The sequence below is a fragment of the Citrobacter sp. CK181 genome (assembly GCF_030333595.1).
Classification (GTDB): Bacteria; Pseudomonadota; Gammaproteobacteria; order Enterobacterales; family Enterobacteriaceae; genus Citrobacter_B; species Citrobacter_B koseri.
This window is the reverse complement of sequence record NZ_JAOWFN010000010.1, coordinates 52,854-78,256: the sequence shown is the minus strand read 5'-3', so window position 1 is coordinate 78,256 and position 25,403 is coordinate 52,854. Positions and strand designations below refer to the sequence as shown.

At 54.7% G+C, this 25,403-nt stretch carries 24 protein-coding genes and 1 pseudogene; 7 read left to right on the top strand and 18 right to left on the bottom strand.

Features of this window, described 5'->3' with window-relative positions:
- Position 1: 1 nt before the first annotated feature.
- On the top strand, positions 2 to 1,171 hold the full coding sequence (gene fadA / locus OGW17_RS04200) for an acetyl-CoA C-acyltransferase FadA (RefSeq protein WP_071258147.1): 1,170 nt from the start codon (positions 2 to 4) through the stop codon (positions 1,169 to 1,171).
- 156 nt (positions 1,172 to 1,327) lie between these two features.
- Here the strand turns inward: fadA and fre are convergent, their stop codons facing one another.
- Both fre and ubiD read right to left on the bottom strand, forming a co-directional pair.
- Positions 1,328 to 2,029: an NAD(P)H-flavin reductase gene (fre, locus tag OGW17_RS04195; protein ID WP_012131188.1), complete on the bottom strand. Its 702-nt coding sequence runs from the start codon at positions 2,027 to 2,029 to the stop codon at positions 1,328 to 1,330.
- A 41-nt stretch (positions 2,030 to 2,070) separates the two neighbouring features.
- Entirely contained in the window at positions 2,071 to 3,555 is a 1,485-nt protein-coding gene (gene ubiD, locus OGW17_RS04190; protein WP_071258145.1) for a 4-hydroxy-3-polyprenylbenzoate decarboxylase, read from the bottom strand.
- Between the two features lie 243 nt (positions 3,556 to 3,798).
- Between ubiD and rfaH the strand changes: the two genes are divergently transcribed.
- Positions 3,799 to 4,287 (top strand): transcription/translation regulatory transformer protein RfaH, encoded by a 489-nt coding sequence (rfaH, locus tag OGW17_RS04185; protein ID WP_012131186.1) that lies wholly within the window; start codon positions 3,799 to 3,801, stop codon positions 4,285 to 4,287.
- A 7-nt stretch (positions 4,288 to 4,294) separates the two neighbouring features.
- Here the strand turns inward: rfaH and tatD are convergent, their stop codons facing one another.
- The 9 genes from tatD to udp all read right to left on the bottom strand — a co-directional run bounded on the left by tatD (position 4,295) and on the right by udp (position 12,227).
- Positions 4,295 to 5,077 carry a 3'-5' ssDNA/RNA exonuclease TatD gene (gene tatD, locus OGW17_RS04180; RefSeq protein ID WP_071258143.1) on the bottom strand — a complete coding sequence of 261 codons (783 nt, stop codon included), beginning with the start codon at positions 5,075 to 5,077 and terminating at the stop codon, positions 4,295 to 4,297.
- Positions 5,078 to 5,118: 41 nt separating this feature from the next.
- Positions 5,119 to 5,898, bottom strand: a complete 780-nt coding sequence (gene tatC / locus OGW17_RS04175; RefSeq protein ID WP_071258141.1) for a Sec-independent protein translocase subunit TatC — start codon at positions 5,896 to 5,898, stop codon at positions 5,119 to 5,121.
- 2 nt (positions 5,899 to 5,900) lie between these two features.
- On the bottom strand, positions 5,901 to 6,449 hold the full coding sequence (gene tatB, locus OGW17_RS04170; protein WP_012131183.1) for a Sec-independent protein translocase protein TatB: 549 nt from the start codon (positions 6,447 to 6,449) through the stop codon (positions 5,901 to 5,903).
- 3 nt (positions 6,450 to 6,452) lie between these two features.
- On the bottom strand, positions 6,453 to 6,719 hold the full coding sequence (gene tatA / locus OGW17_RS04165) for a Sec-independent protein translocase subunit TatA (RefSeq protein WP_012131182.1): 267 nt from the start codon (positions 6,717 to 6,719) through the stop codon (positions 6,453 to 6,455).
- Between the two features lie 73 nt (positions 6,720 to 6,792).
- A complete protein-coding gene (gene ubiB / locus OGW17_RS04160; protein WP_012131181.1) occupies positions 6,793 to 8,433 on the bottom strand; it encodes a ubiquinone biosynthesis regulatory protein kinase UbiB in 1,641 nt (546 codons plus the stop codon).
- A complete protein-coding gene (gene ubiJ, locus OGW17_RS04155; protein WP_071258140.1) occupies positions 8,430 to 9,035 on the bottom strand; it encodes a ubiquinone biosynthesis protein UbiJ in 606 nt (201 codons plus the stop codon). The genes ubiB and ubiJ overlap by 4 nt, the downstream gene beginning before the upstream one ends.
- A 13-nt stretch (positions 9,036 to 9,048) precedes the next feature.
- Complete coding sequence (gene ubiE, locus OGW17_RS04150; RefSeq protein ID WP_012131179.1) at positions 9,049 to 9,804, bottom strand: bifunctional demethylmenaquinone methyltransferase/2-methoxy-6-polyprenyl-1,4-benzoquinol methylase UbiE; 756 nt, start codon at positions 9,802 to 9,804, stop codon at positions 9,049 to 9,051.
- A gap of 94 nt (positions 9,805 to 9,898) precedes the next feature.
- Positions 9,899 to 11,326 carry a DNA recombination protein RmuC gene (rmuC, locus tag OGW17_RS04145; RefSeq protein WP_024130102.1) on the bottom strand — a complete coding sequence of 476 codons (1,428 nt, stop codon included), beginning with the start codon at positions 11,324 to 11,326 and terminating at the stop codon, positions 9,899 to 9,901.
- Positions 11,327 to 11,465: 139 nt separating this feature from the next.
- Complete coding sequence (udp, locus tag OGW17_RS04140; RefSeq protein ID WP_012131176.1) at positions 11,466 to 12,227, bottom strand: uridine phosphorylase; 762 nt, start codon at positions 12,225 to 12,227, stop codon at positions 11,466 to 11,468.
- Positions 12,228 to 12,485: 258 nt separating this feature from the next.
- On the opposite strand from udp, the gene OGW17_RS04135 reads away from it, so the two are divergent.
- A complete protein-coding gene (locus tag OGW17_RS04135; protein WP_049009834.1) occupies positions 12,486 to 13,295 on the top strand; it encodes a dienelactone hydrolase family protein in 810 nt (269 codons plus the stop codon).
- 96 nt (positions 13,296 to 13,391) lie between these two features.
- Here the strand turns inward: OGW17_RS04135 and metE are convergent, their stop codons facing one another.
- On the bottom strand, positions 13,392 to 15,653 hold the full coding sequence (gene metE, locus OGW17_RS04130; RefSeq protein ID WP_012131174.1) for a 5-methyltetrahydropteroyltriglutamate--homocysteine S-methyltransferase: 2,262 nt from the start codon (positions 15,651 to 15,653) through the stop codon (positions 13,392 to 13,394).
- 248 nt (positions 15,654 to 15,901) lie between these two features.
- Between metE and metR the strand changes: the two genes are divergently transcribed.
- Positions 15,902 to 16,855, top strand: coding sequence for an HTH-type transcriptional regulator MetR (metR, locus tag OGW17_RS04125; RefSeq protein WP_071258139.1), 954 nt, complete (start codon positions 15,902 to 15,904; stop codon positions 16,853 to 16,855).
- On the opposite strand, the gene OGW17_RS04120 is transcribed toward metR, so the two are convergent.
- The 3 genes and pseudogenes from OGW17_RS04120 to pldB form a co-directional block, all read right to left on the bottom strand.
- Positions 16,743 to 17,642, bottom strand: a complete 900-nt coding sequence (locus OGW17_RS04120) for a carboxylate/amino acid/amine transporter (RefSeq protein WP_012131171.1) — start codon at positions 17,640 to 17,642, stop codon at positions 16,743 to 16,745. The genes metR and OGW17_RS04120 overlap by 113 nt on opposite strands.
- An 80-nt stretch (positions 17,643 to 17,722) precedes the next feature.
- Entirely contained in the window at positions 17,723 to 18,523 is an 801-nt protein-coding gene (gene yigL / locus OGW17_RS04115) for a sugar/pyridoxal phosphate phosphatase YigL (protein WP_012131170.1), read from the bottom strand.
- A 46-nt stretch (positions 18,524 to 18,569) separates the two neighbouring features.
- Positions 18,570 to 19,559, bottom strand: a pseudogene (gene pldB, locus OGW17_RS04110) (lysophospholipase L2); the annotation flags it as partial.
- A gap of 111 nt (positions 19,560 to 19,670) precedes the next feature.
- Between pldB and rhtB the strand changes: the two are divergent.
- The gene (rhtB, locus tag OGW17_RS04105; protein ID WP_047459975.1) at positions 19,671 to 20,291 is read left to right on the top strand and encodes a homoserine/homoserine lactone efflux protein; all 621 of its coding nucleotides are present in this window, start codon (positions 19,671 to 19,673) and stop codon (positions 20,289 to 20,291) included.
- Positions 20,292 to 20,333: 42 nt separating this feature from the next.
- Here rhtB and rhtC read toward each other — a convergent pair whose 3' ends face one another.
- The 3 genes from rhtC to pldA form a co-directional block, all read right to left on the bottom strand.
- Positions 20,334 to 20,954 (bottom strand): threonine export protein RhtC, encoded by a 621-nt coding sequence (gene rhtC / locus OGW17_RS04100; protein ID WP_012131165.1) that lies wholly within the window; start codon positions 20,952 to 20,954, stop codon positions 20,334 to 20,336.
- A 63-nt stretch (positions 20,955 to 21,017) separates the two neighbouring features.
- On the bottom strand, positions 21,018 to 22,847 hold the full coding sequence (gene recQ / locus OGW17_RS04095; RefSeq protein ID WP_049009841.1) for an ATP-dependent DNA helicase RecQ: 1,830 nt from the start codon (positions 22,845 to 22,847) through the stop codon (positions 21,018 to 21,020).
- Positions 22,848 to 22,937: 90 nt separating this feature from the next.
- Positions 22,938 to 23,807 (bottom strand): phospholipase A, encoded by an 870-nt coding sequence (gene pldA / locus OGW17_RS04090; protein ID WP_071258138.1) that lies wholly within the window; start codon positions 23,805 to 23,807, stop codon positions 22,938 to 22,940.
- A 165-nt stretch (positions 23,808 to 23,972) separates the two neighbouring features.
- Between pldA and yigI the strand changes: the two genes are divergently transcribed.
- Positions 23,973 to 24,440 (top strand): acyl-CoA thioesterase YigI, encoded by a 468-nt coding sequence (gene yigI, locus OGW17_RS04085; RefSeq protein WP_071258151.1) that lies wholly within the window; start codon positions 23,973 to 23,975, stop codon positions 24,438 to 24,440.
- A 43-nt stretch (positions 24,441 to 24,483) separates the two neighbouring features.
- Positions 24,484 to 25,377: an EamA family transporter RarD gene (rarD, locus tag OGW17_RS04080; protein ID WP_071258137.1), complete on the top strand. Its 894-nt coding sequence runs from the start codon at positions 24,484 to 24,486 to the stop codon at positions 25,375 to 25,377.
- Positions 25,378 to 25,403 lie beyond the last annotated feature (26 nt).

The window sequence follows — 25,403 nt, the reverse complement described above, 5'->3', positions numbered from 1 at the left end:
AATGGAACAGGTTGTCATTGTCGATGCAATTCGCACCCCGATGGGCCGTTCAAAGGGCGGCGCATTTCGTAACGTGCGGGCAGAAGATCTCTCCGCACACTTAATGCGCAGTCTGCTGGCGCGTAATCCCGCGCTGGAAGCAACCGCTATCGACGACATTTACTGGGGCTGCGTGCAACAAACGCTGGAGCAGGGTTTTAACATCGCCCGCAACGCCGCGCTACTGGCTGAAATCCCCCACTCCGTTCCGGCGGTCACCGTTAACCGTCTGTGTGGTTCCTCCATGCAGGCGCTGCACGATGCCGCACGGATGATCATGACCGGCGACGCGCAGGCGTGCCTGATTGGCGGCGTGGAGCATATGGGCCATGTACCAATGAGTCATGGCGTCGATTTCCATCCCGGCCTGAGCCGCAACGTAGCCAAAGCCGCCGGGATGATGGGGCTGACGGCAGAAATGCTTTCCCGTATGCACGGCATCAGCCGTGAAATGCAGGATGCGTTTGCCGCACGTTCACACGCCCGCGCCTGGGCAGCCACGCAGTCCGGCGCGTTTAAAAACGAGATCATTCCGACCGGCGGCCATGACGCCGACGGCGTGCTGAAGCAGTTTAACTACGACGAAGTCATCCGCCCGGAGACCACCGTCGAAGCGCTGTCGACTCTGCGCCCCGCGTTTGATCCGGTCAGCGGCACCGTGACCGCAGGCACTTCTTCCGCCCTCTCCGATGGCGCAGCCGCTATGCTGGTAATGAGCGAAAGCCGTGCGCGTGAACTGGGCCTGCAACCACGCGCCCGCATTCGTTCAATGGCGGTTGTCGGTTGCGATCCCTCGATTATGGGTTACGGCCCGGTTCCGGCGTCAAAACTGGCGCTGAAAAAAGCAGGGCTTGCCGCCAGCGATATCGATTTGTTTGAAATGAACGAAGCGTTCGCCGCGCAGATCCTGCCGTGTATAAAAGATCTGGGACTGATGGAGCAGATTGACGAGAAGATCAACCTCAACGGCGGCGCGATCGCACTGGGCCACCCGCTGGGTTGTTCCGGGGCGCGCATCAGCACCACGCTGTTGAATCTGATGGAGCGCAAAGACGCCCAGTTTGGCCTGGCGACGATGTGTATCGGATTAGGTCAGGGTATCGCGACAGTATTTGAGCGAGTTCAATCATAGAGCGTTATTTATTGCAGGCCGGGCAAGCGAAGCGCCCCCGGCGACCATGCCGGATGACGACGCTCAGGCGTCTTATCCGGCCTACAACGCAAATGCCACTCTATAACAATTTAGTTGCCGTTCTTCCCGCCTGTCAGGGGCGGGTTTTTTTATTGCTTAGATAAAGGCAAACGCATCGCCAAACAGGCGATCTTCCCGCGCGTTACGCTCATTGCAGAACAGGTCACGAGCGATTTTCGCCATCTCAAAACGACCGGCAATGTAGATATCATGCCCCGCCAGCGTACCGTGATCCTGCAATACCGCAGTTAATACCGTACCCGTGCGGCCACGCCAGCCTTCTTCCGGTTGCTCAACCACCGGCTCAACGCGCAGATTCGGGTGCTGAACCGAAAGCGCCTCCAGCTCAGCGAGATCGTAAAGATGCTTCTCTTCACGTCCGCCCCAGTAGATCGTCACGTCGCGATTCGGATTACGCGCAAGCGCCGTCAGCAAAATTGAACGGACATAGGAGAAACCCGTTCCCCCCGCAATCAGAATCAGCGGGCGCTCTTCATCATCACGCAGCCAGGCTTCGCCATGCGGAATATCGACGACAATTTCTCTGTCTTTCAGAATGCGATCCATCACCGCCATCGCATACAGATTAAGCTCCGAAGCGCCAATGTGCAGCTCAATGAATCCGTGCTCATCCGGCGTGGAGGCCATAGAGAACGGACGCTTATCCCGCTCATCCATTACGACCATCAGATACTGACCAGCGCGAAAGGAAAACGCCGCGTCTGGCACTAAACGAACGCGATATACGGTATCGGTGATAGCTTCTACCGAGGTCACTTTACAGCTTAAGGTTGTCATGCGCTCCCTCTGTCGGGTCTATAGGGCAAAACGATCGCGCCTCAGGCGCCTTTACCGTCGTTAAAGATGGCCAACTCATCCCAAATCGCGTCAATACGCGCAGTCACTTCAGGATCTTTCTTGATAGGACGCCCCCACTCACGTTGGGTTTCGCCCGGCCATTTGTTTGTGGCATCCAGTCCCATTTTTGAACCTAGCCCGGAGATCGGCGAGGCAAAATCCAGATAATCAATGGGGGTGTTTTCTACCAGCACCGTATCCCGCGCCGGGTCCATACGGGTGGTGATCGCCCAAATCACATCATTCCAGTCGCGTGCGTTGACGTCGTCATCGCAGACGATAACAAATTTGGTATACATAAACTGGCGTAAAAATGACCAAACGCCCATCATGACGCGTTTCGCATGACCCGCGTACTGCTTTTTCATCGTTACAACGGCCAGTCGATAAGAACACCCTTCCGGCGGAAGATAGAAATCAACAATTTCCGGGAACTGCTTTTGCAAAATCGGGACGAAGACTTCATTCAACGCCACACCGAGCACAGCAGGTTCATCAGGCGGTCGGCCGGTATAAGTCGAGTGATAAATGGCGTCTTCACGCTGCGTAATGTGCGTAACGGTGAAAACCGGGAAGTTATCCACTTCATTGTAATAACCGGTGTGGTCGCCATACGGCCCTTCCGCCGCCATTTCGCCCGGTTCAATATAACCTTCCAGGACGATTTCCGCACTTGCAGGTACTTCAAGATCGCTGGAGAGACATTTAACCACTTCCGTCTTTGTGCCACGCAGCAGCCCTGCAAACGCGTATTCCGACAGTGTATCCGGTACGGGAGTCACTGCGCCGAGAATGGTGGCCGGATCGGCGCCCAGCGCCACGGCAATCGGGAAACGCTCGCCAGGATGCGCCGCGCACCACTCCTGGAAATCCAGCGCGCCGCCACGATGCGACAACCAACGCATGATCAACTTGTTTTTGCCGATCAGTTGCTGACGGTAGATCCCCAGATTTTGCCGCTCTTTGTGAGGGCCGCGCGTCACGGTCAGCCCCCAGGTAATAAGCGGCGCGGCATCTTCCGGCCAGCAGGTCATGATGGGAATACGCTGTAAATCAACGTCGTCGCCAGAGAACACTTTCTGCTGGCACGGCGCGCCGCGTAGCCGTTTGGTCGGCATGTTCAGCACTTGCTTAAACTGCGGCAGCTTATCAAACAGGTCGCGGAACCCTTTCGGCGGCTCCGGCTCTTTCAGAAACGCCAGCAGCTTGCCGACTTCGCGCAACGCGGTGACATCTTCCTGGCCCATACCCATTGCGACGCGTCTGGGCGTGCCAAACAGGTTGCACAACACCGGCATCGCATAGCCTTTGGGATTTTCAAACAACAGAGCAGGCCCGCCCGCACGCAGCGTACGGTCAGCAATTTCAGTCATTTCCAGATGAGGATCTACCGCAAGCATAATGCGTTTGAGTTCACCCTGCTGTTCCAGCAGCGTCAGGAAGTCGCGTAAGTCGTGATATTTCATGGCGTCAGTTGTGGCCTCTTTGTAAGCGCCTCATTATACGGCGTTCATCATCGTGATGCTGTATTTTTGTTAAATTAGCGTGAACTCTGACGGTACAGGGGAACCCAGGGGTTATCTACCCAATAAATTTCAGGTTGCGGCGAGGTAGTCAACAAAGAAGCAGCCTGAAATACAACGGGTATAATTAACTTAGCGCATGGCTTTTGTTATGCTTGCGCCCCGGACAAGCGGATAAGAGTTATTATGCAATCCTGGTATTTACTGTACTGCAAGCGCGGGCAACTTCAGCGTGCCCAGGAACACCTCGAAAGACAGGCGGTAAATTGCCTGACGCCGATGATCACGCTGGAAAAAATGGTGCGCGGCAAACGTACCGCCGTTAGCGAACCGCTCTTTCCTAACTATCTGTTTGTTGAATTCGACCCGGAAGTGATTCATACCACCACGATCAACGCCACGCGCGGCGTCAGCCACTTCGTGCGGTTTGGCGCGCACCCTGCCACCGTTCCGTCCAACGTGATTCATCAGCTTTCTGTCTACAAACCGGAAGGCGTCGTTGATCCCGAAACGCCCTACCCGGGGGACAGCGTGATTATCACTGAAGGCGCATTTGAAGGTCTGAAGGCGATTTTTACCGAACCGGATGGCGAAGCGCGCTCCATGCTGCTGCTTAACCTGCTGAATAAAGAGGTGAAGCAGAGCGTGAAAAACACCGCGTTTCGTAAAGTTTAAGCGCGCTTTAGAAGGCAATCCCAAACAGCGTTTTGACATTGGCATCCGTTGTGGCCGCCAGCCATTGCGGGTCTTCCCCGCGCCAGTGGGCAACGCGCGCAAGAATGTGCGCCAGATGCGCCGGTTCGTTACGCCGCGAAGCCGGTTTAGGCGTGAGATCGCGCGGCAACAGGTAGGGGGCGTCGGTCTCAATCAACAGTTTTTCCGCAGGGATGAAGGGCAGCAACTCACGCAATTCAAGACCACGACGTTCATCGCAGACCCAACCCGTGATACCGATATAAAGCCCTCTGTCTATGCACTCCTGCATCTCCTTACGCGTACCGGTAAAGCAATGCAATACCGCGCCCGGGAGTTTATCCAGCCACGGCTCAAGCAGCGCCAGAAAACGCGCATGCGCATCCCGACAGTGCATAAAAACGGGCATCTGCAACTCAGCGGCAATGCGCAACTGCGCCTGGAAGGCGCGTTCCTGTTCTTGCGGCGTGGAAAAATTACGATTGAAGTCCAGACCACATTCGCCAATCGCCACCACGTCCGGCTGGCTTGCCAGAGCAACGATCGCGTCTTCAGTTTCTGATTGCCACTGGCTGCTGTCATGCGGATGTACGCCAGCCGTCGACCAGCAGCAGGCATAACGCTGCGCCAGTTTTTGCGCCTGCTGGCTTTCGTGCAGATTGGTTCCGGTCAGAAGCATACCTGACACCCCGGCAGTCAGCGCGCGCGTCACCACGTCATCGCGATCTTTCGCAAATTGCGAACTGGTTAAATTAACGCCGATATCAAACATGCTTCCTCCCATATAACAACCGCCCTGACGGGCGGTTGCGTTTATTCTTCAGTTTTCCCGGCCTGCTCAGTCCCGGCCTCGTCATCTTCTTCTCGTGGACGTCGTTTACCGACATAGAAGCGAGAGAAGAACACGCCAACCTCAAACAGGCAGTACATCGGTATCGCCAGCAATGTTTGTGAGAAGACATCTGGCGGCGTCAGCAACATCCCCACGACAAACGCGCCAACCACGACGTAAGGACGCTTCTTACGCAAGTCCTCAGGGGTAGTTACCCCCATCCAGCAGAGCAGGACAATCGCGACGGGCACCTCGAAAGAGACGCCGAATGCCATAAATAACGCCATCACAAAGCTGAGGTAACTGGCGATATCGGTAGAAACCTGTACGCCCTGCGGCGCGGTATTGGCAAGGAAACCAAACGCGAGCGGGAAGACCACAAAGTAGGCGAACGCCATGCCGATATAGAACAGCAGCGAGCTGGACACCAGCAGCGGCACGACAAGACGACGTTCATGCTTATACAGCGCAGGGGCAATAAACGCCCATACCTGGTACAAAATCACGGGCGCAGACAGGATCAGCGACACCATGAAAGTCAGTTTGATAGGGGTGAAAAACGGCGAGGCCACGTCGGTGGCGATCATCGTCGCACCCTGCGGCATCTGTTCGATCAGCGGCGCGGCAACCATGTGATAAATGTCATTGGCGAAATAGACCAACGCCAGAAAAATCACAATAACCGCAATAATGCAGTTCAACAGACGCTTACGCAGTTCAATCAGATGCGTAATAAGAGGTTGGGTATCATCTACAGCCATGTTTACGATTTATCACTCGACGAGGGGGAGGATTCGACAACAGTCGCGGCGGATTTCTTTTCTGCGTCCATCTCGTTTACGGAAGCGGCTTCCGTCTGTTCAGGCTGCCCGGCATCAGCCGTTTCCGGTGTTTGCTCAGGAGAGTTGGCCTGGGTTTCAGCGGCGGCAGGTGTAACCCCTTCATGCTGCGCTTCGTTATCCTTCACCACCGGATTATGGATGGTATGCGCTTCATCGCTCGCTTTTTCAGGATCGTTGGCGCTGTAGGAACGCTTCATCGACTCCGCGGCCTGACGAAGTTCATCCATCGAGGCTTTCAGTTCTGGAGTCAGGTTCTGGAGGCTCGCTTTTTCGACCTTCTTCAGACTGTCCTGGAACTCCTGGAGCTTCAGCTCCTGGGTCAGTTCATTCTGAACCGTGGTCGCAAGGGATCGCAACGCGCGTACCCAGCCCGCTACCGTTTTTACCGCTACCGGCAATCGTTGAGGCCCCAGAACGATGAGGCCGATCACGAATACCAACAGCAGTTCGCTAAAACCGATGTCAAACACGAATTATACCTGCTCTTTATCGTGACTTTTGGCGTCTTCTTTCTTCGCTTCGCCTTGCGCTTCACCTTGCTTATCAGCGATAGATTTAGCGGTAAAATCAGCGTCCTGACTGGTTTTATCCTGCTTTGCATCATCATCGCTCATCGCTTTTTTGAAGCCTTTAATGGACGCGCCAAGATCGGAACCGATGGAGCCGAGCTTTTTGGTGCCAAATAGCAGTACAACGATGACGGCAATGATCAACAACTGCCAAATACTGATACCACCCATACGAGTTCCTCTGTGATAGATGATGAATTATTAAGGTCGCATTATACACGACTTGCCTTGAGCGATGAAAAAATCAGCGAGTTTTACGCCAGCCAATCAGCCAGGCGACCAGGCCTCCGGCCATTAACCAGCAAGGCATCAGCCCCCATTCCGGGCGGCTGACAAGCAGGAATGTCCCACTTAACAACAACGTCGCGCCAATGCCCAGTAAATAGCGGGATTGTCCCTGACGCACATGATTCTCCTGAAGCTCGCGCGCAATCTTATCAACACTGTGCTGTAAATATTTGCCCTGGCGCAAACTGTCATACACCAGTTCAGGTATTTCTGGCATTTTTTCGACCCAGAACGGCGCTTTTTCCTTAAGTGCTCTGGTGAGCGCAGGAATGCCAACCTGATCTTTAATCCAGGATTCAAGAAACGGCTTTGCCGTTTTCCACAGATCCAACTGTGGATAGAGCTGGCGTCCAACCCCTTCAACATACAGCAATGTCTTTTGTAACAATACCAGCTGTGGCTGGACTTCCATGTTAAATCGACGCGCCGTATTGAAAAGGTTTAATAAAACGTGACCAAACGAGATTTCCGCCAGCGGTTTTTCGAAAATAGGCTCGCACACGGTGCGGATAGCGAACTCAAACTCTTCAACATTGGTATCCGGTGGCACCCACCCTGAATCCACATGCAGTTCCGCTACTTTGCGGTAGTCACGGTTAAAGAACGCGATGAAATTCTCCGCCAGATAGCGTTTATCCTCTTTGTTCAGCGACCCCACAATGCCGCAATCAATCCCAATGTATTTCGGATTTTCAGGATGCTCATAGCTGACGAAGATATTGCCAGGGTGCATATCCGCATGGAAAAAACTGTCGCGGAACACCTGGGTAAAGAAGACCTGTACGCCACGCTCAGCCAGCAGCTTCATGTTGGTGCCGTTCTTTTCCAGCGTCGCCACATCCGAAACGGGAATGCCGTAAATCCGCTCCATGACCATCATGTCCTGACTACAGTAGTCGGAATAGACTTCGGGAACATACAGCATGGGGCTGTTTTCGAAATTACGCCGTAGCTGGATGGCGTTTGCCGATTCACGCAGCAAATTCAGCTCATCGATCAGCGTTTTTTCATACTCGCGAACGACTTCGGTCGGGCGCAGGCGTCGTCCGTCCGGCAGCAGGCGCGGCACCCAACGGGCAAGACGGTAGATCAGTTTTAAATCGGCTTTAATAACCGGCAGAATATCCGGGCGGATAACCTTAATCACCACCTCTTTACCGTTCGACTTCAGCCGCGCGGTATGTACCTGGGCAATCGACGCAGAGGCTAATGGCTGGATGTCAAAGTCATCAAACCACTCTTCAACAGGCAGGCCGCCCATTGCTTCTTCAATTTGTGCTTTCGCCAGCGCGCCATCAAAAGGGGCGACTTTATCCTGCAATAGCGCAAGCTGATCGGCAATCTGAGGCGGGAAAAGGTCACGACGGGTGGAAAGCATTTGACCAAATTTGATCCACACCGGCCCCAGCTCCTGCAAAGCCAGCCTTAATCGTTCACCCAGCGGTTTGTCTTTATGCCGGTTCGGCATCCAGAATAATGAGTAACGCCATAACCGAAGCGGCAGCGTGATACGCATTTTGGGGATCAGCTCATCAAGGCCGTAACTTAAAAAGGTGCGAATGATGAAATAAAGGCGCCGTACTTCACCTGGCGTCATTTGGCCTCCAGTTTTTCCAGCCGTTTAGTCAGCGCGTCTACTGCACGCTCAACGGCTGCCGTTTCTTCTGCAAACCATGCCACTTCCAGCGGCCCGGGCGCCATACGCCACTCTTCAGTTATCACCTCAGCGATATAACGCTGCTGACGCTGAATGTTATGACGTAAAAACTTAGCGCCGCCACGCAGGACTTTGCTGATCCCTTCCGCCGCGATATCGCCGGTATAAGGCGCTAAAAGCTCTGCGGGATCGAATTCCGCCAGATCGGCCAGCGCCACAAAATTCTGTACCACCTGAATATCGCCCTGAACCTCCAGCTCGCCGCTGCGAATAAGCGCGGTAAGCCGCTGGCGATCGCGCAATTCAGGCAACACGCTGGCATGCGTGATGACCGTGCAATCAGCCTCGCCTTCCCATGCCCCCAGCACATCGACCTGGCGTTCACTGAACACCAATACGAGCGGCGTCGAAAATCCTTTGAGCTCCACACGCAGCACCTTGTCCTGCAAACGCGCTCTGGCGGATTTCAGCGCCGGTGAACGGTACAGAAAGGTATTGAGCAGATTTTCGATTCCTGCGGTCACGAAGGGTGTAAAAGGCATCCCCGGTCTCCTGTCAGAACTTATAGCCACGATGCAGCGCAACAACGCCCGCCGTCAGGTTGTAGTAATCGACGCTTTCAAACCCGGCGTCCTGCATCATCGCTTTTAAGGTGTCCTGATCCGGATGCATACGGATAGATTCCGCCAGATAGCGGTAACTGTCCGCATCATTCGCCACGACTGAGCCAATACGCGGCAAAATGTGGAATGAATATGCGTCATACGCTTTGCTCAGCGGCTCGATAATTGGTTTAGAAAACTCAAGCACCAGCAAACGCCCGCCCGGTTTCAGTACACGGTACATGGAGCGCAGCGCTTTCTCTTTTTCCGTCACATTACGCAGACCAAACGAAATGGTGATGCAATCGAATGTGTTATCCGGGAAAGGTAGCGCTTCGGCGTTGGCCTGCACGTACTTAACATTGCCAATCACGCCAATGTTACGCAGCTTCTCGCGGCCCATTTTGAGCATCGAGTCATTGATATCCGCCAGGATAACGTTGCCGGTTTCGCCAACCAGACGCGAGAATTTGGCTGTCAGGTCGCCTGTACCGCCCGCCAGGTCAAGAACGGTCTGACCACGACGCACGCCGCTACAGTCGATGGTGAAGCGCTTCCACAAGCGGTGAATGCCAAATGACATCAAGTCATTCATGACATCGTACTTTGACGCCACAGAATGAAAAACGTGGGCCACCATGTCAGCTTTCTGCTCTTTAGCGACGGTCTGAAAGCCAAAGTGCGTCGTTTCTTGTGAATCTTCCACCATCTCAGTGCCTGCTCATCAATAAAATGTTCGAGAAGTGTAACAGATTGGGCCAATTTGCCCTACCCTTCAACCGGGCTCCGCTACCCCGAATGAACTAGTGCGATTGCTGATTTACCCGCTCATCGTCAGCACAAGGCGTATCCTGTTGATCTTCAGGAACCGCGCGTAAACGATACTCTTCATCCTGCGAGGTCGCACGTTCAACCAGATCTGGATTTATCTCGCGTTTGATTTCCACCCCCAGTTCACGAAAAGCCTCCGCCTGCGCCAGCACATTTCCACGCCCTGAGGAGAGTTTTTTCATGGCTTGCCGGTAGTTGTCCTGCGCTTTGTCCAGACTCTGGCCGATGGACGACATGTCATCGATAAATAAGCGCATCTTGTCGTAGAGTTTGCTGGCTCTGTCTGCGATGTGCTGCGCGTTACGGCTTTGATGCTCATAGCGCCATAAGTTGGCAATCGTACGCAACGCCACCAGCAACGTCGTCGGGCTGACCAGCATAATATTATTTTTAAGCGCTTCGGTAATCAGTTCGGGCTGTCTGTCCAGCGCCAGTAAAAACGCAGGCTCGACAGGAATGAACATCAGCACATAGTCGAGCGTGCGTAACCCCGGCAACTGCTGGTAATCCTTGCGCCCCAGCAAGCGAATATGGTTACGTACTGACGCGATGTGCTCCTGTAGCGCGCTTTCGCGCGTGTACTCATCTTCAGCGTTAAAATAGCGCTCATAGGCAACCAGCGTCATTTTGGCGTCGATGACGACATCCTTCCCTTGCGGCAGACGCACAATAACATCCGGCTGCATACGCGAGCGGGCGTCATTTTCAATACTCACCTGGGTTTCATACTCATAACCTTCACGCAGACCCGAGGCTTCAAGTACGCGCGTCAGCACCACTTCTCCCCAGTTACCCTGGGTTTTATTATCGCCTTTCAATGCGCGCGTCAGGTTCACCGCTTCCTGCGTCATCTGCGCATTCAGCTGTTGTAGATTGCGGATCTCATGCGCCAGGGTGTGGCGTTCACGCGCCTCCTGACCAAAGCTGTCCTGCACCTGGCGACGGAAGCCATCCAGCTGTTCGCGCAGCGGCGTTAACAGGCTATTCAGACTCTGGCGGTTTTGCTCATCAACCCGGCGGTTGCTCTGCTCGAAGATGCGGTTGGCAAGGTTCTCAAACTGCTCGCTTAAGCGCTGTTCGCTGTTGATCATCTGGCGGATTTTATCTTCCGCATGCAGCTGAGTGGCCTCCAGCCGCGTGGTGACTTCACGCAGATCCGCTTCCAGCGAGGTGTTGATGTCCCGCAGATTGCGCAGTTCGTTATTGAGCAGTTCACACTCTTCGCGCCAGTGTTCGCTTAACGCAACCTGCTGTCTTGCAGCGCTGAGCGACGCCACAATCTCTTCACGTTCCGCCAGCTGTTCGGCCTTATGCTGCGCCTGTTGATAACTGGCGATCAGCCAGCCTACCCCCACACCTGCCAGCGCCAACACGGCATACAAAATGATTGTGATATCCACCACGCCCCCTGCATCAAGGAATTACCCGCACAAAATAGAATTGTGCTGTATAAACGTCCAGTTTGAAAGGGTTTTCCTGCGAGGCGCTACGCAAAAAGAAAAGGCCGAACGCGTCGGCCTTTCGTGGGAAAGGGAAGAATTACAGCAGACGACGCGCTGCTTCCACAACAATTTTCACCGCATGGCTTTCGGTCTGTTTCATCGTTTCCGCATTCGGGATCTCTTGCTGAGTGCGGTTAACGATAACGCCCGCCACCATACCGGCACGCAGACCCTGGCTCGCGCACATGGTCAGCAGCGTAGCGGATTCCATTTCGTAGTTCATGACGCCCATCGATTGCCACTCTTCCATAGAACCTTTGAAACGACGAACGACGCGGCCAGAGAAGGTGTCGTAACGTTCCTGACCCGGATAGAAGGTGTCAGAAGAGGCGGTAACGCCAACGTGAGTGGTCGCGCCCACGGATTTCGCCGCTTCAACCAGCGCAGTCGTACATTCAAAATCGGCGACGGCCGGGAACTCCATCGGCGCAAAGTGCAGGCTCGCTCCGTCCAGACGTACAGACGCGGTTGTGACCAGCACATCGCCCACGTTGATATGCGGCTGAATAGCGCCAGTGGTGCCGATACGCAGGAAAGTACGAATACCCAGTTGCGCCAGTTCCTCTACCGCAATAGAGGTGGACGGGCCGCCAATACCGGTAGAGCAGACGATGATAGCTTTACCATCCAGCTCAGCGCGCCAGGTGGTGAATTCGCGATGAGATGCCAGCTTAACCGGCTTTTCCATCAGCGCGGCGATCTTTTCCACACGCTCCGGGTCGCCAGGGACGATAGCCAGCGTAGCCCCTTGTAAATCATTTTTGGTGAGGCCGAGATGAAAAACATCAGACTTGGACATAAAAACTCCTCTGTGAATCGGGTTTGTCAGAAGAAGCAAAAAGACACTTTACCGAAGAGCTAAAAATAGTTTCGTGACACTCATCACCATGAAGTAAATAAATTGCATTGAATTACCATGAAATAGTGAGTCACATCACATAAACATATCAATACCGCGCACCATTGCACAAAAGATAGCCTGTTTCAGGCAATGTGATTTGTTGCATGCTGTCTATATTTAACATTGCGCTATTTCCTTAAGGGTACGGAGAATACCATGACAACGACACAACAATCTGGCTTTGCACCTGCTGCTTCCCCCCTTGCTACCACAACGGTTCACACCCCGGATGACGCCATTATCGCAGGCGTAACATCTATTCCTACTCAGGGTGATGAGATGCCCGCCTGGCACGCGCGGCCAAAAGTGAACGATGGCGCGTTACCCGTTGTCATTGTGGTGCAGGAGATCTTTGGCGTTCATGAACATATTCGCGACGTTTGCCGCCGCCTGGCGCTGGAAGGGTATCTGGCTATCGCACCAGAACTCTATTTCCGCGAAGGCGATCCGAACGATTTTGCCGATATCCCAACGCTGTTAAGCGGTCTGGTGGCCAAAGTACCGGACTCTCAGGTACTGGCGGATCTGGACCACGTCGCCAGTTGGGCCTCCCGCAACGGCGGCGATGTACATCGTCTGATGATAACCGGCTTTTGCTGGGGCGGGCGCATTACCTGGCTGTATGCAGCACACAATCCACAGTTAAAAGCCGCGGTAGCATGGTATGGAAAGCTGGTCGGGGACAAAACCCTGAACTCGCCCAGACACCCGGTGGATATCGCGACCGATCTGAACGCGCCGGTTCTGGGGCTGTATGGCGGGCAGGACACTGGCATTCCCGTGGATACCGTCGAAACCATGCGGCAGGCGCTGCGCGCAGCAAACGCCAAAGCGGAGATCGTCGTTTACCCGGATGCAGGACATGCTTTTAATGCGGATTATCGTCCGAGCTATCATGAAGAGTCGGCGAAAGATGGCTGGCAAAGAATGCTTGAGTGGTTTGCGCAGTACGGCGGGAAGAAATAAACGTTAATTGCCCGGTGGCGGCTACGCCTTACCGGGCCTACAACAGTTGCGATTTCCTGTAACCCGGGTAAGCGCTAGCGCTTCCCGAGCACCGAATTATGCCTGACGCAGATTCTGCGCGGCTTTGACCATGTTCGCCAGCGCGGCGCGGGTTTCCGGCCAGCCGCGGGTTTTCAGGCCGCAGTCCGGGTTCACCCACAGACGTTCCGCCGGAATACGCTGAGCGGCTTTATTCAGCAGGGCTTCAATCCACTCTACGCTCGGTACGTTCGGCGAGTGAATGTCGTAGACGCCCGGCCCGATTTCGTTCGGGTATTCAAATTCTTCGAACGACTCCAGCAGCTCCATATCAGAGCGCGACGTTTCAATGGTAATCACGTCCGCATCCAGCGCCGCGATAGAATCCATGATGTCATTGAACTCGCAGTAACACATGTGGGTATGGATCTGGGTATCATCCTTCGCCACCGCAGCGTTGATGCGGAAGGCTTCCACACCCCATTGCAGGTAAGCATCCCAGTCGCTACGACGCAGCGGCAACCCTTCACGCAGTGCTGGTTCATCAATCTGAATGATGCCGATTCCCGCCGCTTCCAGATCGGCAACCTCATCACGCAGCGCCAGCGCAATCTGTTTAGCGATGGTTTCACGGCTCACATCTTCACGCGGGAATGACCAGCAGAGGATCGTCACCGGGCCGGTCAGCATCCCTTTCACCGGTTTATCAGTCAGGGACTGCGCGTATTTCGCCCACTCCACGGTGATCGGTTCCGGGCGGCTGACATCACCAATGACGACCGGCGGTTTCACGCAGCGAGAGCCATAGCTCTGCACCCAGCCATTCTGGGTGAAGACAAAACCATCCAGATGTTCACCGAAGTACTCCACCATGTCGTTACGCTCAGCTTCACCGTGTACCAGTACGTCTAAACCTAAACGCTCCTGCTCAACGATCGCCTGTTTGATGTGTTCAGCGATGCCGGTACGGTAGTGATTCGCATCAAGGTTGCCCTTTTTGAAGTCCAGACGCAGGCCGCGGATTTCCGTCGTCTGCGGGAATGAGCCGATCGTGGTGGTCGGCCATGACGGCAGGTTAAAACGGTTACGCTGCGCCTGGGCACGTGCGGCATAAGGGCTGGCACGCTGGCTGTCCTGGGCGGTAATCGCCGCCAGACGTTTCTCCACCGCCGCGTTGTGCACGCGGGTGGAGTGGCGACGAGCCTGAATCGGCGCGCTCCACGCTTCAAGTTTTGCCGTGTCGCCGCTGTTCAGCGCATCGCGCAGCAGCGCCAGTTCACCGCATTTTTGCAGCGCGAAAGCAAACCAGCTTTTCACTTCCGCATCCAGACGGGTTTCGACGCTCAGGTCGATCGGGCTGTGCAGCAGAGAGCAGGATGAGGCCACCCACAGGTCGCGTTTGCCGACAATGTCCTTAATTTGCGCATATTTTTCCGTAAGATCGGCGCGCCAGACGTTGCGACCGTTAACCAGCCCCGCAGACAGCAGCCAGTCAGACGGCAAACGCTTGTGCAGTTCGGCAACGTCATCTTTACCGTGTACCAGATCAACGTGCAGACCCTGCACCGGCAGCGCGGCGATGGTATCCAGATTCGGCGTGACGCCTTCAAAATAGGTCGTCAGCAGCAGCTTCACCTGGCCTTGCAGCGCATCATACGCAGGCTTGTAAGCATCCAGCCATTCCTGCGGCAGTTCCAGCACCAGCGCAGGTTCATCAATCTGTACCCATTCAACGCCGCGTTTCGCCAGCTCGGTCAGTACCTGTTTGTAGACCGGCAGAATGTCGTTCAGCAGGCTCAGACGGTCGAACGACTCCCCCTTCACTTTACCCAGCCACAGGTAGGTTACCGGCCCCAGCAGTACCGGTTTCACCTTGTGACCCAGCGCCAGCGCTTCGTCCACTTCATCCAGAAGCTGAGTCCAGGTCAGTTTAAATTGCTGACCCTTCACAAACTCCGGCACCATGTAGTGATAGTTGGTGTTAAACCATTTGGTCATTTCCGCCGCCGCAGCCGGCTCACCGGTCGGCGCGCGACCGCGGCCAATGCGGAACAGAGTGTCGATATCCACCGAGCCGTCGCTGTTCTGATGACGAGCCGGTACATTGCCCAGCAACAGGCTGGTGGTCAGAACATGGTCGTACCAGGCGAAATCGCCCACCGGCAGCAGGTCGATGCCCGCCTGCTTTTGTTGATCCCAGTGGCGCGCACGCAGTTCACGTCCGGTTGCCAGCAGGTCTTCACGGGTGGCGTTGCCCGCCCAGTAGCTCTCTTGCGCTTTTTTTAACTCACGACGCAGGCCAACGCGAGGAAAACCGAGGGTGTGATTGCGGATTGTCATGTTTATTCCTCTCTTATTTCATTGAATCTGAATAAAAAACTCTAAATAGTTCGGCTTGCAGGAAGGCGGCAACGATGCGCATCCCCAGGAGCTTACTGAAGTAAGTGACTGGGGTAAGCGAGGAAGCCAACGCATCTGCAAGTCGAAATATGACGAGTTTTAGACGTCCAGATGTTTACACATCTATAATTGGCAGGTACTGTATATTCCTCAAGCGCAATTTACTCATGCCGAAGTGAAGGACTTTCATGATCGAGATTAAACACCTGAAAACGCTCCAGGCGTTGCGGAATAGCGGTTCGCTGGCGGCTGCGGCGGCTACGCTGCACCAGACCCAATCCGCCTTGTCTCACCAGTTCAGCGATCTGGAACAGCGCCTTGGCTTCCGGTTATTTGTCCGTAAGAGTCAGCCGCTGCGTTTTACGCCACAGGGGGAAATTCTCCTGCAACTGGCAAACCAGGTACTGCCGCAGATTAGCCGCGCCCTACAGGCCTGTAACGAACCACAGCAGACCCGATTACGCATTGCGATTGAATGTCATAGCTGTATTCAGTGGCTGACCCCGGCGCTGGAAAACTTCCACGCCAGGTGGCCGCAGGTTGAGATGGATTTCAAATCCGGCGTGACGTTTGATCCCCAGCCCGCGCTGCAACAGGGGGAGCTGGATCTGGTGATGACATCAGACATCCTGCCGCGCAGCGGGCTGCACTATTCGCCGATGTTCGATTTTGAAGTACGACTGGTGCTGGCGCCCGATCATCCGCTGGCCAGTAAGGCGCAGATTACGCCGGAAGATTTAGCCAGCGAGACGCTGTTGATCTATCCGGTACAGCGCAGCCGACTGGATGTCTGGCGGCATTTCCTGCAACCCGCCGGCATCAGCCCGTCACTGAAAAACGTGGATAACACCCTGCTGCTGATCCAGATGGTCGCCGCCAGAATGGGCATTGCCGCCCTGCCGCACTGGGTAGTGGAGAGTTTCGAACGCCAGGGGCTGGTCGTTACCAAAACCCTGGGAGACGGCTTATGGAGCCGCCTCTACGCTGCGGTGCGCGATGGCGAGCAGCGTCAGGCGGTGACTGAAGCGTTTATTCGCTCGGCGCGGAACCACGCATGCGACCATCTGCCGTTTGTACGGAGCGCGGAGCGACCCACTTCCGATGTACCCACAGGGAAGCCAGTATCACAAGCGCGCCTGTAATAAAACTCGGCCAGTGGGGCTGTTGATGCCAGATAGCCAGATTAACCAACAGTCCCGCAGGCACATGCATATTGTTCATGATGCCTAACGTACCGGCATCCACCTGGGTCGCGCCATAGTTCCACATGAAGTAGCCGATGCCCGACGCCGCCACGCCCAGGAAGATCAGAATGCTCCACTGTAGCGTCGTTTCCGGCATATTCTGCGCGTTCCCCAGCATAGACCAGGCGACAACGGCCACCAGAAATGCCCCGACGTAAAACCAGGCGAACGCGTTATGCTGCGGCATAGGCCGGGTTTCCATCAGACGCTTGTAGCCCACCATCCCGATGGCAAAACTGATATTGGAAAGCTGTACCAGCAGTAACCCCGTCCAGAAATGATCGGTAACCTGGTCGTAACGAATAATCCCAGCGCCGATGACCGCCAGCAACGCGCTGAAGGCATAACCCCAGCGCAGGCGACGCTTGCTCATCAAATCATAAATCAGCGTGATATAAAGCGGCGTGAGGACGGTAAACAGCAGCAGTTCGGAGACCGTCAGATAGAGATAGGCGCGGAAACTCAGCATATACATAATGCCAAGCTGCATCGCTCCCACCAGCATATACAGGCCAATGGTTTTTACGCTATGCCCACGGGTACGCAGAAACGGGAGAAACACCAGCGCTGCCAGCCCAACACGCACCAGCACCGCAAAATAGCTATCAACATGACCCGCGAGATACTCGCCGAACAGGCTAAAGGAGAAGGCCCACAGGATAGTGGTAATGATGAGTAGCGCCACAATGGATGTCTCTTTGAATAAAGGGCACCCATTGTAGCGGAGAGTTTAGTTGACAACTGGTCAACTAAAGAGCAATCGCATTACCGCAAAAAGAGCTTACGCAGATAATGCGGTACGGCATCGTCGGCATTGATGCCAATGATTTCCAGACCCGGATGCAGATCTTTCAGGCGCTGATGGGCATTGCCCATAATGCAGCCTTTCCCCGCCATCGAGAGCATTTCCGCGTCGTTCATGCCATCGCCAAACGCAATGCAATCCTGCAATTTGTAGCCCATCGCTTTCGAGACGGCTTCCAGCGCATGCCCTTTCGACACGCCTCCCGCCATCACTTCCAGACAGGTCAGCGTAGAGAAACTGACGTTCACGCGATCGCCCCAGCGTGCGTTAATCGCCTGCTCCAGCGGCAGTAGTTTTTCATGCGCATCGCTGGTGAAGAACACTTTGCTGACCCCTTCAGGCTCCAGCATCGCCGGTTCGAACAGCGAATAGTGAAATACTGCTTCTTTGAAGAAACGCATTTCATCCGGGCGGTGGCGGTTCATAAACCACTCGTCATCGCGATAGACGTTAGTCACGATATCCGGGCTTGCATTCACTACGCCAAACAGATCGCTGGCGATGTCGCGGTCAAGGTTGTGAGTGAACACCAGGTTCCCGTCGGTGTCATGCACGCGCGCGCCGTTGGAGGTAATCATGTAAGACTTAATCTCAAGATTATCGCGGATTTGCCCCACATCGACGTGGTGGCGGCCAGTCGCGAACACAAAATTCACGCCACAGGCGGTCAATAATTTCAGCGTCTCTTTCGCGTAAGGGGACAACGTGTGATCGGGAGAGAGCAGCGTACCATCTAAATCAGACGCAACAACCTGATACATAAGAAAATTAAACCTCAAGGCAAAGCGGTTTCCGCTGGATGAATTAGTTATGCCTGTCGAAAAATTCGACAATGGCGTTAAGCGCGACTGAGCGCATTGCGTCCTTTTCAAAAAGGATCTCATGGTACGCGCCTTTTATGACAAGCGGTCGCTCTCCCTCTACAGGATGGCCCGCTGCGGCGCGGATTTCACAAAAACGGTCATGCGCGCGGTTATCCACCACACGCTCTTCTTCAGCCTGAACGAGTAGCACAGGGGTTGCGTCATCACCCGCCCCCGCCAAAGCCTGCTCACCGGCCAGAATACCTTCACGCACCCAGTGGTAAGTCGGCCCCCCGACGCGCAGCCGGGGTTCATCGGCATAGAAACGTAAATTGCGCCGATAGCGCTGCCGACTGTGCGTTAGCACATTCATACTAAAGGGCAGCGCTCGCCAGCGCCCGGTGCCAATGGCATACCCTTCACGGATTCGCTGATGCCCCTCGGCCCAGTCAAGAATGTGGCGCACCATCCATTCCGGTAAGCGCATCACGATACCAAACATCGGCGCGCAAAGCGCGATGGCATCACACTGGACGGCGTTGCGTTGCAGGAACAGCGTGGCGATAGCGCCCCCCATAGAGTGCGCCAGAATATAGCGTTTCCGCCACGGCCCCGATTGCACTTCCTGCTGCCAGAATGCGGTTAAGTCATCGACATAATCGTTAAAATTGACCACATGACCACGGTGCGTATCCGACAGCAAACGCCCGGAGCGCCCTTGCCCGCGGTGGTCGATGATGAGGACATCAAAACCAAGATGGAACAGGTCATACGCCAGTTCGGCATACTTTACGTAGCTTTCAATGCGACCTGGACAGATGACGATGACACGATCGTTTTTCTTTGCGTGAAAGCGGACAAAGTGTACGGGAACGTCGTCCACGCCCGTGAATTCTGCTTCTTCCCGCTGACGCCAGAAATCTGTCAGTGGCCCCATAGAAAAAGCAGCGAACGCGTTTTCTCTCGTTTCCCAGTCCTTTTGCTGCTGAAACATCGGGTATCCAGCCTCGTTTACCAGGTAAAAATCGTTTTCTTTATGATGCCTGACACAATACAGCGACAGTAGGGTATTGTGGCATAAAAACAGACAATCAGGGAGTTCCTCATGACCTTCGAATGGTGGTTCGCTTATCTGCTGACATCCATTATTTTGAGCCTTTCTCCCGGCTCCGGCGCCATCAATACCATGACCACGGCAATCAGCCACGGCTATCGCGGCGCAACGGCGTCTATTGCGGGTTTGCAGACCGGGCTTGGCATACACATCGTACTGGTTGGCGTTGGCCTGGGGACGCTGTTTTCACGTTCCGTCGTCGCATTCGAAGTCCTGAAATGGGCGGGCGCCGCTTATCTGATCTGGCTGGGTATCCAGCAATGGCGTGCCGCAGGCGCCATCGATCTCAACACGCTGGCGCACGCGCAGTCCCGAAGCCGTCTGTTCAGGCGCGCGGTATTTGTAAACCTGACCAACCCAAAGAGCATTGTTTTTCTCGCCGCGCTATTTCCGCAGTTTATCAAGCCGCAGGAGCCGCAGCTGATGCAGTACGTCGTGCTCGGTATCACAACCATTGTCGTTGATATCATTGTGATGATCGGTTACGCGACGCTGGCGACACGTATCGCAGGCTGGATTAAAGGGCCGAAGCAAATGAAGGCGTTAAATAAGGTATTTGGTTCGCTGTTTATGCTGGTGGGTGCGCTGCTGGCGTCCGCAAGGCATGCCTGAGAAATTGCCGGATGGCGCTAACGCTTATCCGGCCTACGATAATTAACGCGAAATAATCAGGTGAATGCCGAAACCGGCAAACAACGCACCGGCAAAGCCGTCGATCCACTTCGCCAGACGCTGATAACCGCGACGCATTTTCGGTAGCGCGAACAGGCTGGCGACCACGGTAAACCAGGCCAGCGTTTCCACGATAATCAACGCGAAAATGCCCCAGCGCGCGGCTACGCCGACGTTATCGCCAACGAACAGTGAAAAGACCGATCCGAAATAGATGATCGCTTTCGGGTTCGCCAGGTTCGTCAGCAAACCTTTCACAAAGCTACGACCGCTTTGCGCCAGTTCAATCTGCGGCGCAGGCGCGGCGACGTCCTGTTTTTTCAGCGCGCCACGCAGCATCTGATAGCCCATCCAGCACAGGTACAAACCACCACCCACCATAATGATGGTATGCAGCCAGGCCATTTTCTCGATAATCAGATGCAGGCCGAGCAACGCAACGCCCGCCCAAACCATGACGCCGCAGGTAATGCCCAGCACGCCCATCATTGCTTCCTTGCGCGAGCGGCTCACGGCGGTTTGAGAGACAAAGAAAAAGTCCGGTCCAGGACTCATTAACGCAACGATATGCACCATCGCTACGGTGAGAAATAGCATCAACATAAAAATGACTCGCGGGGGAATAGTTTACCGAGTCACCATCCTGGCACTTTTTTACCTGGCTGACTACTCTTCGTCGTCACCATCGACATGCGCGCGGATCAGCGCCATAAACTCTTTACCGAAACGCTCCAGCTTGCGCATGCCGACGCCGTTAACGCTCAGCATTTCGCTCGGCGAAACCGGCATCTGTTCGGCCATTTCAATCAGCGTCGCATCGTTAAAGACGACATACGGCGGGATATTTTCTTCATCAGCAATGGCCTTACGCAATTTGCGCAGTTTGGCGAACAGTTTGCGATCGTAATTGCCGCCGAAGGATTTCTGCATCACTCGCGGCTTCAACGCGACGATGCGCGGCACGGCAAGCTGCAACGGCACTTCGCCACGCAGCACCGGACGCGCCGCTTCGGTTAACTGCAACGCCGAATGTTGGGCAATATTCTGCGTAACCATACCCAGATGAATAAGCTGACGAATCACGCTGACCCAGTGCTCATGGCTCTGGTCGCGACCAATGCCGTACACCGGCAATTTGTCATGAGCTAAATCGCGGATACGCTGATTGTTCGCGCCGCGCAATACTTCCACCACATAGCCCATACCAAAACGCTGATTAACGCGATAAATCGTCGACAGGGCTTTACGCGCATCCATCAGGCCGTCGTACTGTTTTGGCGGGTCGAGGCAAATATCACAGTTGCCGCAGGGTTCCTGCCGCCCTTCGCCAAAGTAGTTCAGCAGCACCAGACGACGACAGGTCTGCGCTTCGGCAAACGCCCCCATCGCGTTCAGTTTATGCCGTTCAATATCCTGTAGCTGCCCGGCGGGTTTCTCCTCCAGACAGCGGCGCAGCCACGCCATATCAGCCGGATCGTAGAACAGCATCGCCTCTGCGGGCAGGCCGTCACGCCCGGCGCGGCCGGTTTCCTGATAGTAGGATTCAATGTTGCGGGGAATATCGAAATGCACCACAAAGCGCACGTTAGGTTTGTTAATGCCCATACCAAATGCGACGGTCGCCACGACGATTTGCAGATCGTCGCGCTGGAACTTCTCCTGCACATCGGCGCGCACGTTATTTTCCAGACCGGCATGATACGCCGCCGCGCTGATGCCGCGACTTTGCAGACGTGCGGCGGTGTCCTCCACCTTCGCCCGGCTGTTACAGTAGATGATACCGGACTTGCCGCGCTGTTCCTGCACATAGCGCATCAGCTGATCGAGCGGCTTAAATTTCTCCATCAGCATGTAGCGGATGTTCGGACGGTCAAAGCTGCTGATCTGGATTAACGGATCGTTCAGCCCCAGCAGGCGAACAATATCCAGTCGGGTGGTGTCATCTGCGGTGGCGGTCAACGCCATAAACGGCAAGGAAGGAAAACGCTGGCGGAGCTGACCGAGCGCGGCGTATTCCGGGCGGAAGTCATGCCCCCACTGCGAGATACAGTGCGCTTCATCGACGGCCAGTAAGACCGGATTCCAGTGCGCCAGATGCTCAAGGAAGTTATCCAGCATCAGGCGCTCCGGCGCAATATACAGCAGGCGAACCAGCCCGGTTCGGCAACCGGCCATAACCTCATGCTGCTGTTCACGGCTCTGCGTCGAGTTCAGGCACGCCGCCGCCACGCCGTTTGCCAGCAACTGGTCGACCTGATCTTTCATCAGGGAGATAAGCGGCGAAACGACAACGGTGAGTCCGTTAAGCAGTAAGGCTGGAATCTGGTAACACAGGGATTTGCCGCCGCCGGTCGGCATGACGACCAGGCAATCACGACCCGAGACGACCGTCTCAATGATCTCTTCCTGGCCTGGGCGAAACTGTTGGTAGCCAAAGGTTTCCTGTAAAACCTGTTTAGCCCCCAATTCCAGATTCAACACTTCCGCCTGCGCCACATTAACCCCGTTTGCCTGAAATAAAAACAGGCGCTATTTTCAGCGCCTGCGAAAGAAACTGCAATGTTTTAAACACAATCATTGCGCAGATCAGAATATGTCATTCAGCATAACACCCACGCCGACACGCGTCTGATTAAAGTTATAGTCGATTAACGATTCGCCATAGCCGCTGTATACCTGGGTATAGAGACGCACATGTTTCGTCATCGGGTAACTTAACCCCACTTCCGCCCCGCCGTAACCGGTATTCCAGTTGTACTGGCCCTTCGCGCTCAGCACCGCATCTCCCAGGTGATAGCCGATTTTAAGCTGATAATAGCCCATATATTTAGTGATATCGGGGTTATCGCCGGTGCCGCCAACGACGTACCACGGTTTCACTTCCATCAGCCAGTTACCGTTTTGCGCCATCAGACGCGTATACAGGCGGTTCCAGCTCCGCGAAGTCGGATCGGAACGCCCGTTGGAGTTATGGTTATACCCCATCTCCACATCGCGCAGCGTCCAGCCTGCAAAGTGGTAATCCGTGGCAAAGCCGAGGAACAACTGCGGTTCGTAGTTAGTCTCACGAAACGGCGAGGACTCTTCGCTGTTGGACAACTGCCACCAGGATTTCTGCGTGTACGACGCCCCCAGCACCGAGTTTGGCCCAACAATCCCACGCCAGAACGGGAAGGCCAGGCTCAGCTGAAACTTCACTTCGTCTTTGCGCGCGTTTTCAGACCAGTTATAAGAGCTGATCGCTTCTTTGTTCAGATCGCTGGTATTGGTGTAGATCAGGTAGTTCGTATCATAAGGATAAAGCGTGAAGGGATTATCATGCACCTGCAACATGTTTGCGATAATACTGCCCTGTACCGCAGGCGCGTCATGAATTTCTTTCACTGTCGCTTCCTGCGCACATACAGCCAATGGCAGCATTGCTGCTGGTAATAACCAACCCAAAATCGCCCGCATCGGTCGTGTTCTCCTGAACGCAATAAGTGTTGAATGGTATAATTATCTGCCAGCCATTCTACATACTTACTTAATCCCTGTTTAGTTATCCTCTCTTAAAGTAGAAAACAACAAATAAGAAGCATAATATCAACATTTCATTAACTAATGGAGTATCTGGATCGTATGTCTTCCGTACTTACCGCTGAGCAGGCCCTGAAACTGGTGGGCGAGATGTTTGTCTACCATATGCCTTTTAACCGGGCATTAGGACTGGAGCTGGAACGCTATGAAAAGGAGTTTGCCCAACTGGCCTTTAACAATCAGCCGATGATGATAGGCAACTGGGCGCAAAGTATTTTACACGGCGGGGTGATCGCCTCCGCGCTGGACGTCGCCGCCGGACTGGTGTGCGTGGGCAGCACGCTGACCCGCCATGAGACCATCAGCGAAGACGAGCTACGCCAGCGCATGTCGCGTATGGGAACTATCGATCTGCGCGTTGACTACCTGCGCCCGGGCAGAGGCAACCGCTTTACCGCCACCAGCAGCCTGTTGCGCGCGGGCAATAAAGTTGCTGTGGCGCGTGTGGAACTGCACAACGAAGAACAGCTTTACATTGCCAGTGCGACCGCAACTTATATGGTGGGATAAAAACAGGTAAACTGTTGTTACATTTCTGATATGAGTTTTCCCGATGGATGCTAAGCAAACGCGGCAGGGCGTGTTACTCGCTCTTGCCGCCTATTTTATTTGGGGCATCGCACCCGCGTACTTCAAACTGATTTACTACGTGCCCGCAGACGAGATCCTGACGCACCGCGTGATCTGGTCATTTTTCTTTATGATCGCGCTGATGAGCATCAGCCGCCAGTGGTCTGGCGTTAAAACGCTGCTGCAAACGCCGAAGAAAATTTTCATGCTGGCGCTGTCAGCCGTGCTGATCGGTGGAAACTGGCTGCTCTTTATATGGGCGGTCAATAACCACCATATGCTGGAAGCCAGCCTCGGGTATTTTATTAACCCGCTGGTTAACATTCTGCTGGGAATGCTGTTCCTCGGCGAGCGCTTCCGTCGTATGCAGTGGCTGGCGGTGATTCTGGCGGCCTGCGGCGTACTGGTGCAGCTCTGGACCTTCGGCTCTCTGCCGATCATCGCACTGGGGCTGGCGTTTAGCTTTGCGTTTTACGGCCTGGTACGTAAGAAGATTGCGGTTGAAGCACAAACGGGGATGCTGATCGAAACGCTGTGGCTATTGCCGGTCGCCGCGATTTATCTGTTTGGCATCGCGGATAGCCCAACCAGCCATATGGGGCAGAATCCGCTGTCGCTGAATCTGTTGCTGATTGCGGCAGGTATCGTCACCACGGTACCGCTGCTGTGCTTTACCGGGGCGGCGACGCGCCTGCGCCTCTCCACGCTGGGTTTTTTCCAGTACATTGGCCCAACCCTGATGTTCCTGCTGGCCGTGACGTTCTATGGAGAAATACCGGGCGCCGATAAGATGGTGACGTTTGCCTTTATTTGGGTGGCGCTGGCGATTTTTGTGGTGGATGCGATTTATACACAAAGACGCAAAGTTCGAGGATAAAAGCGTGCCGGTGGCGCGTCGCTTAT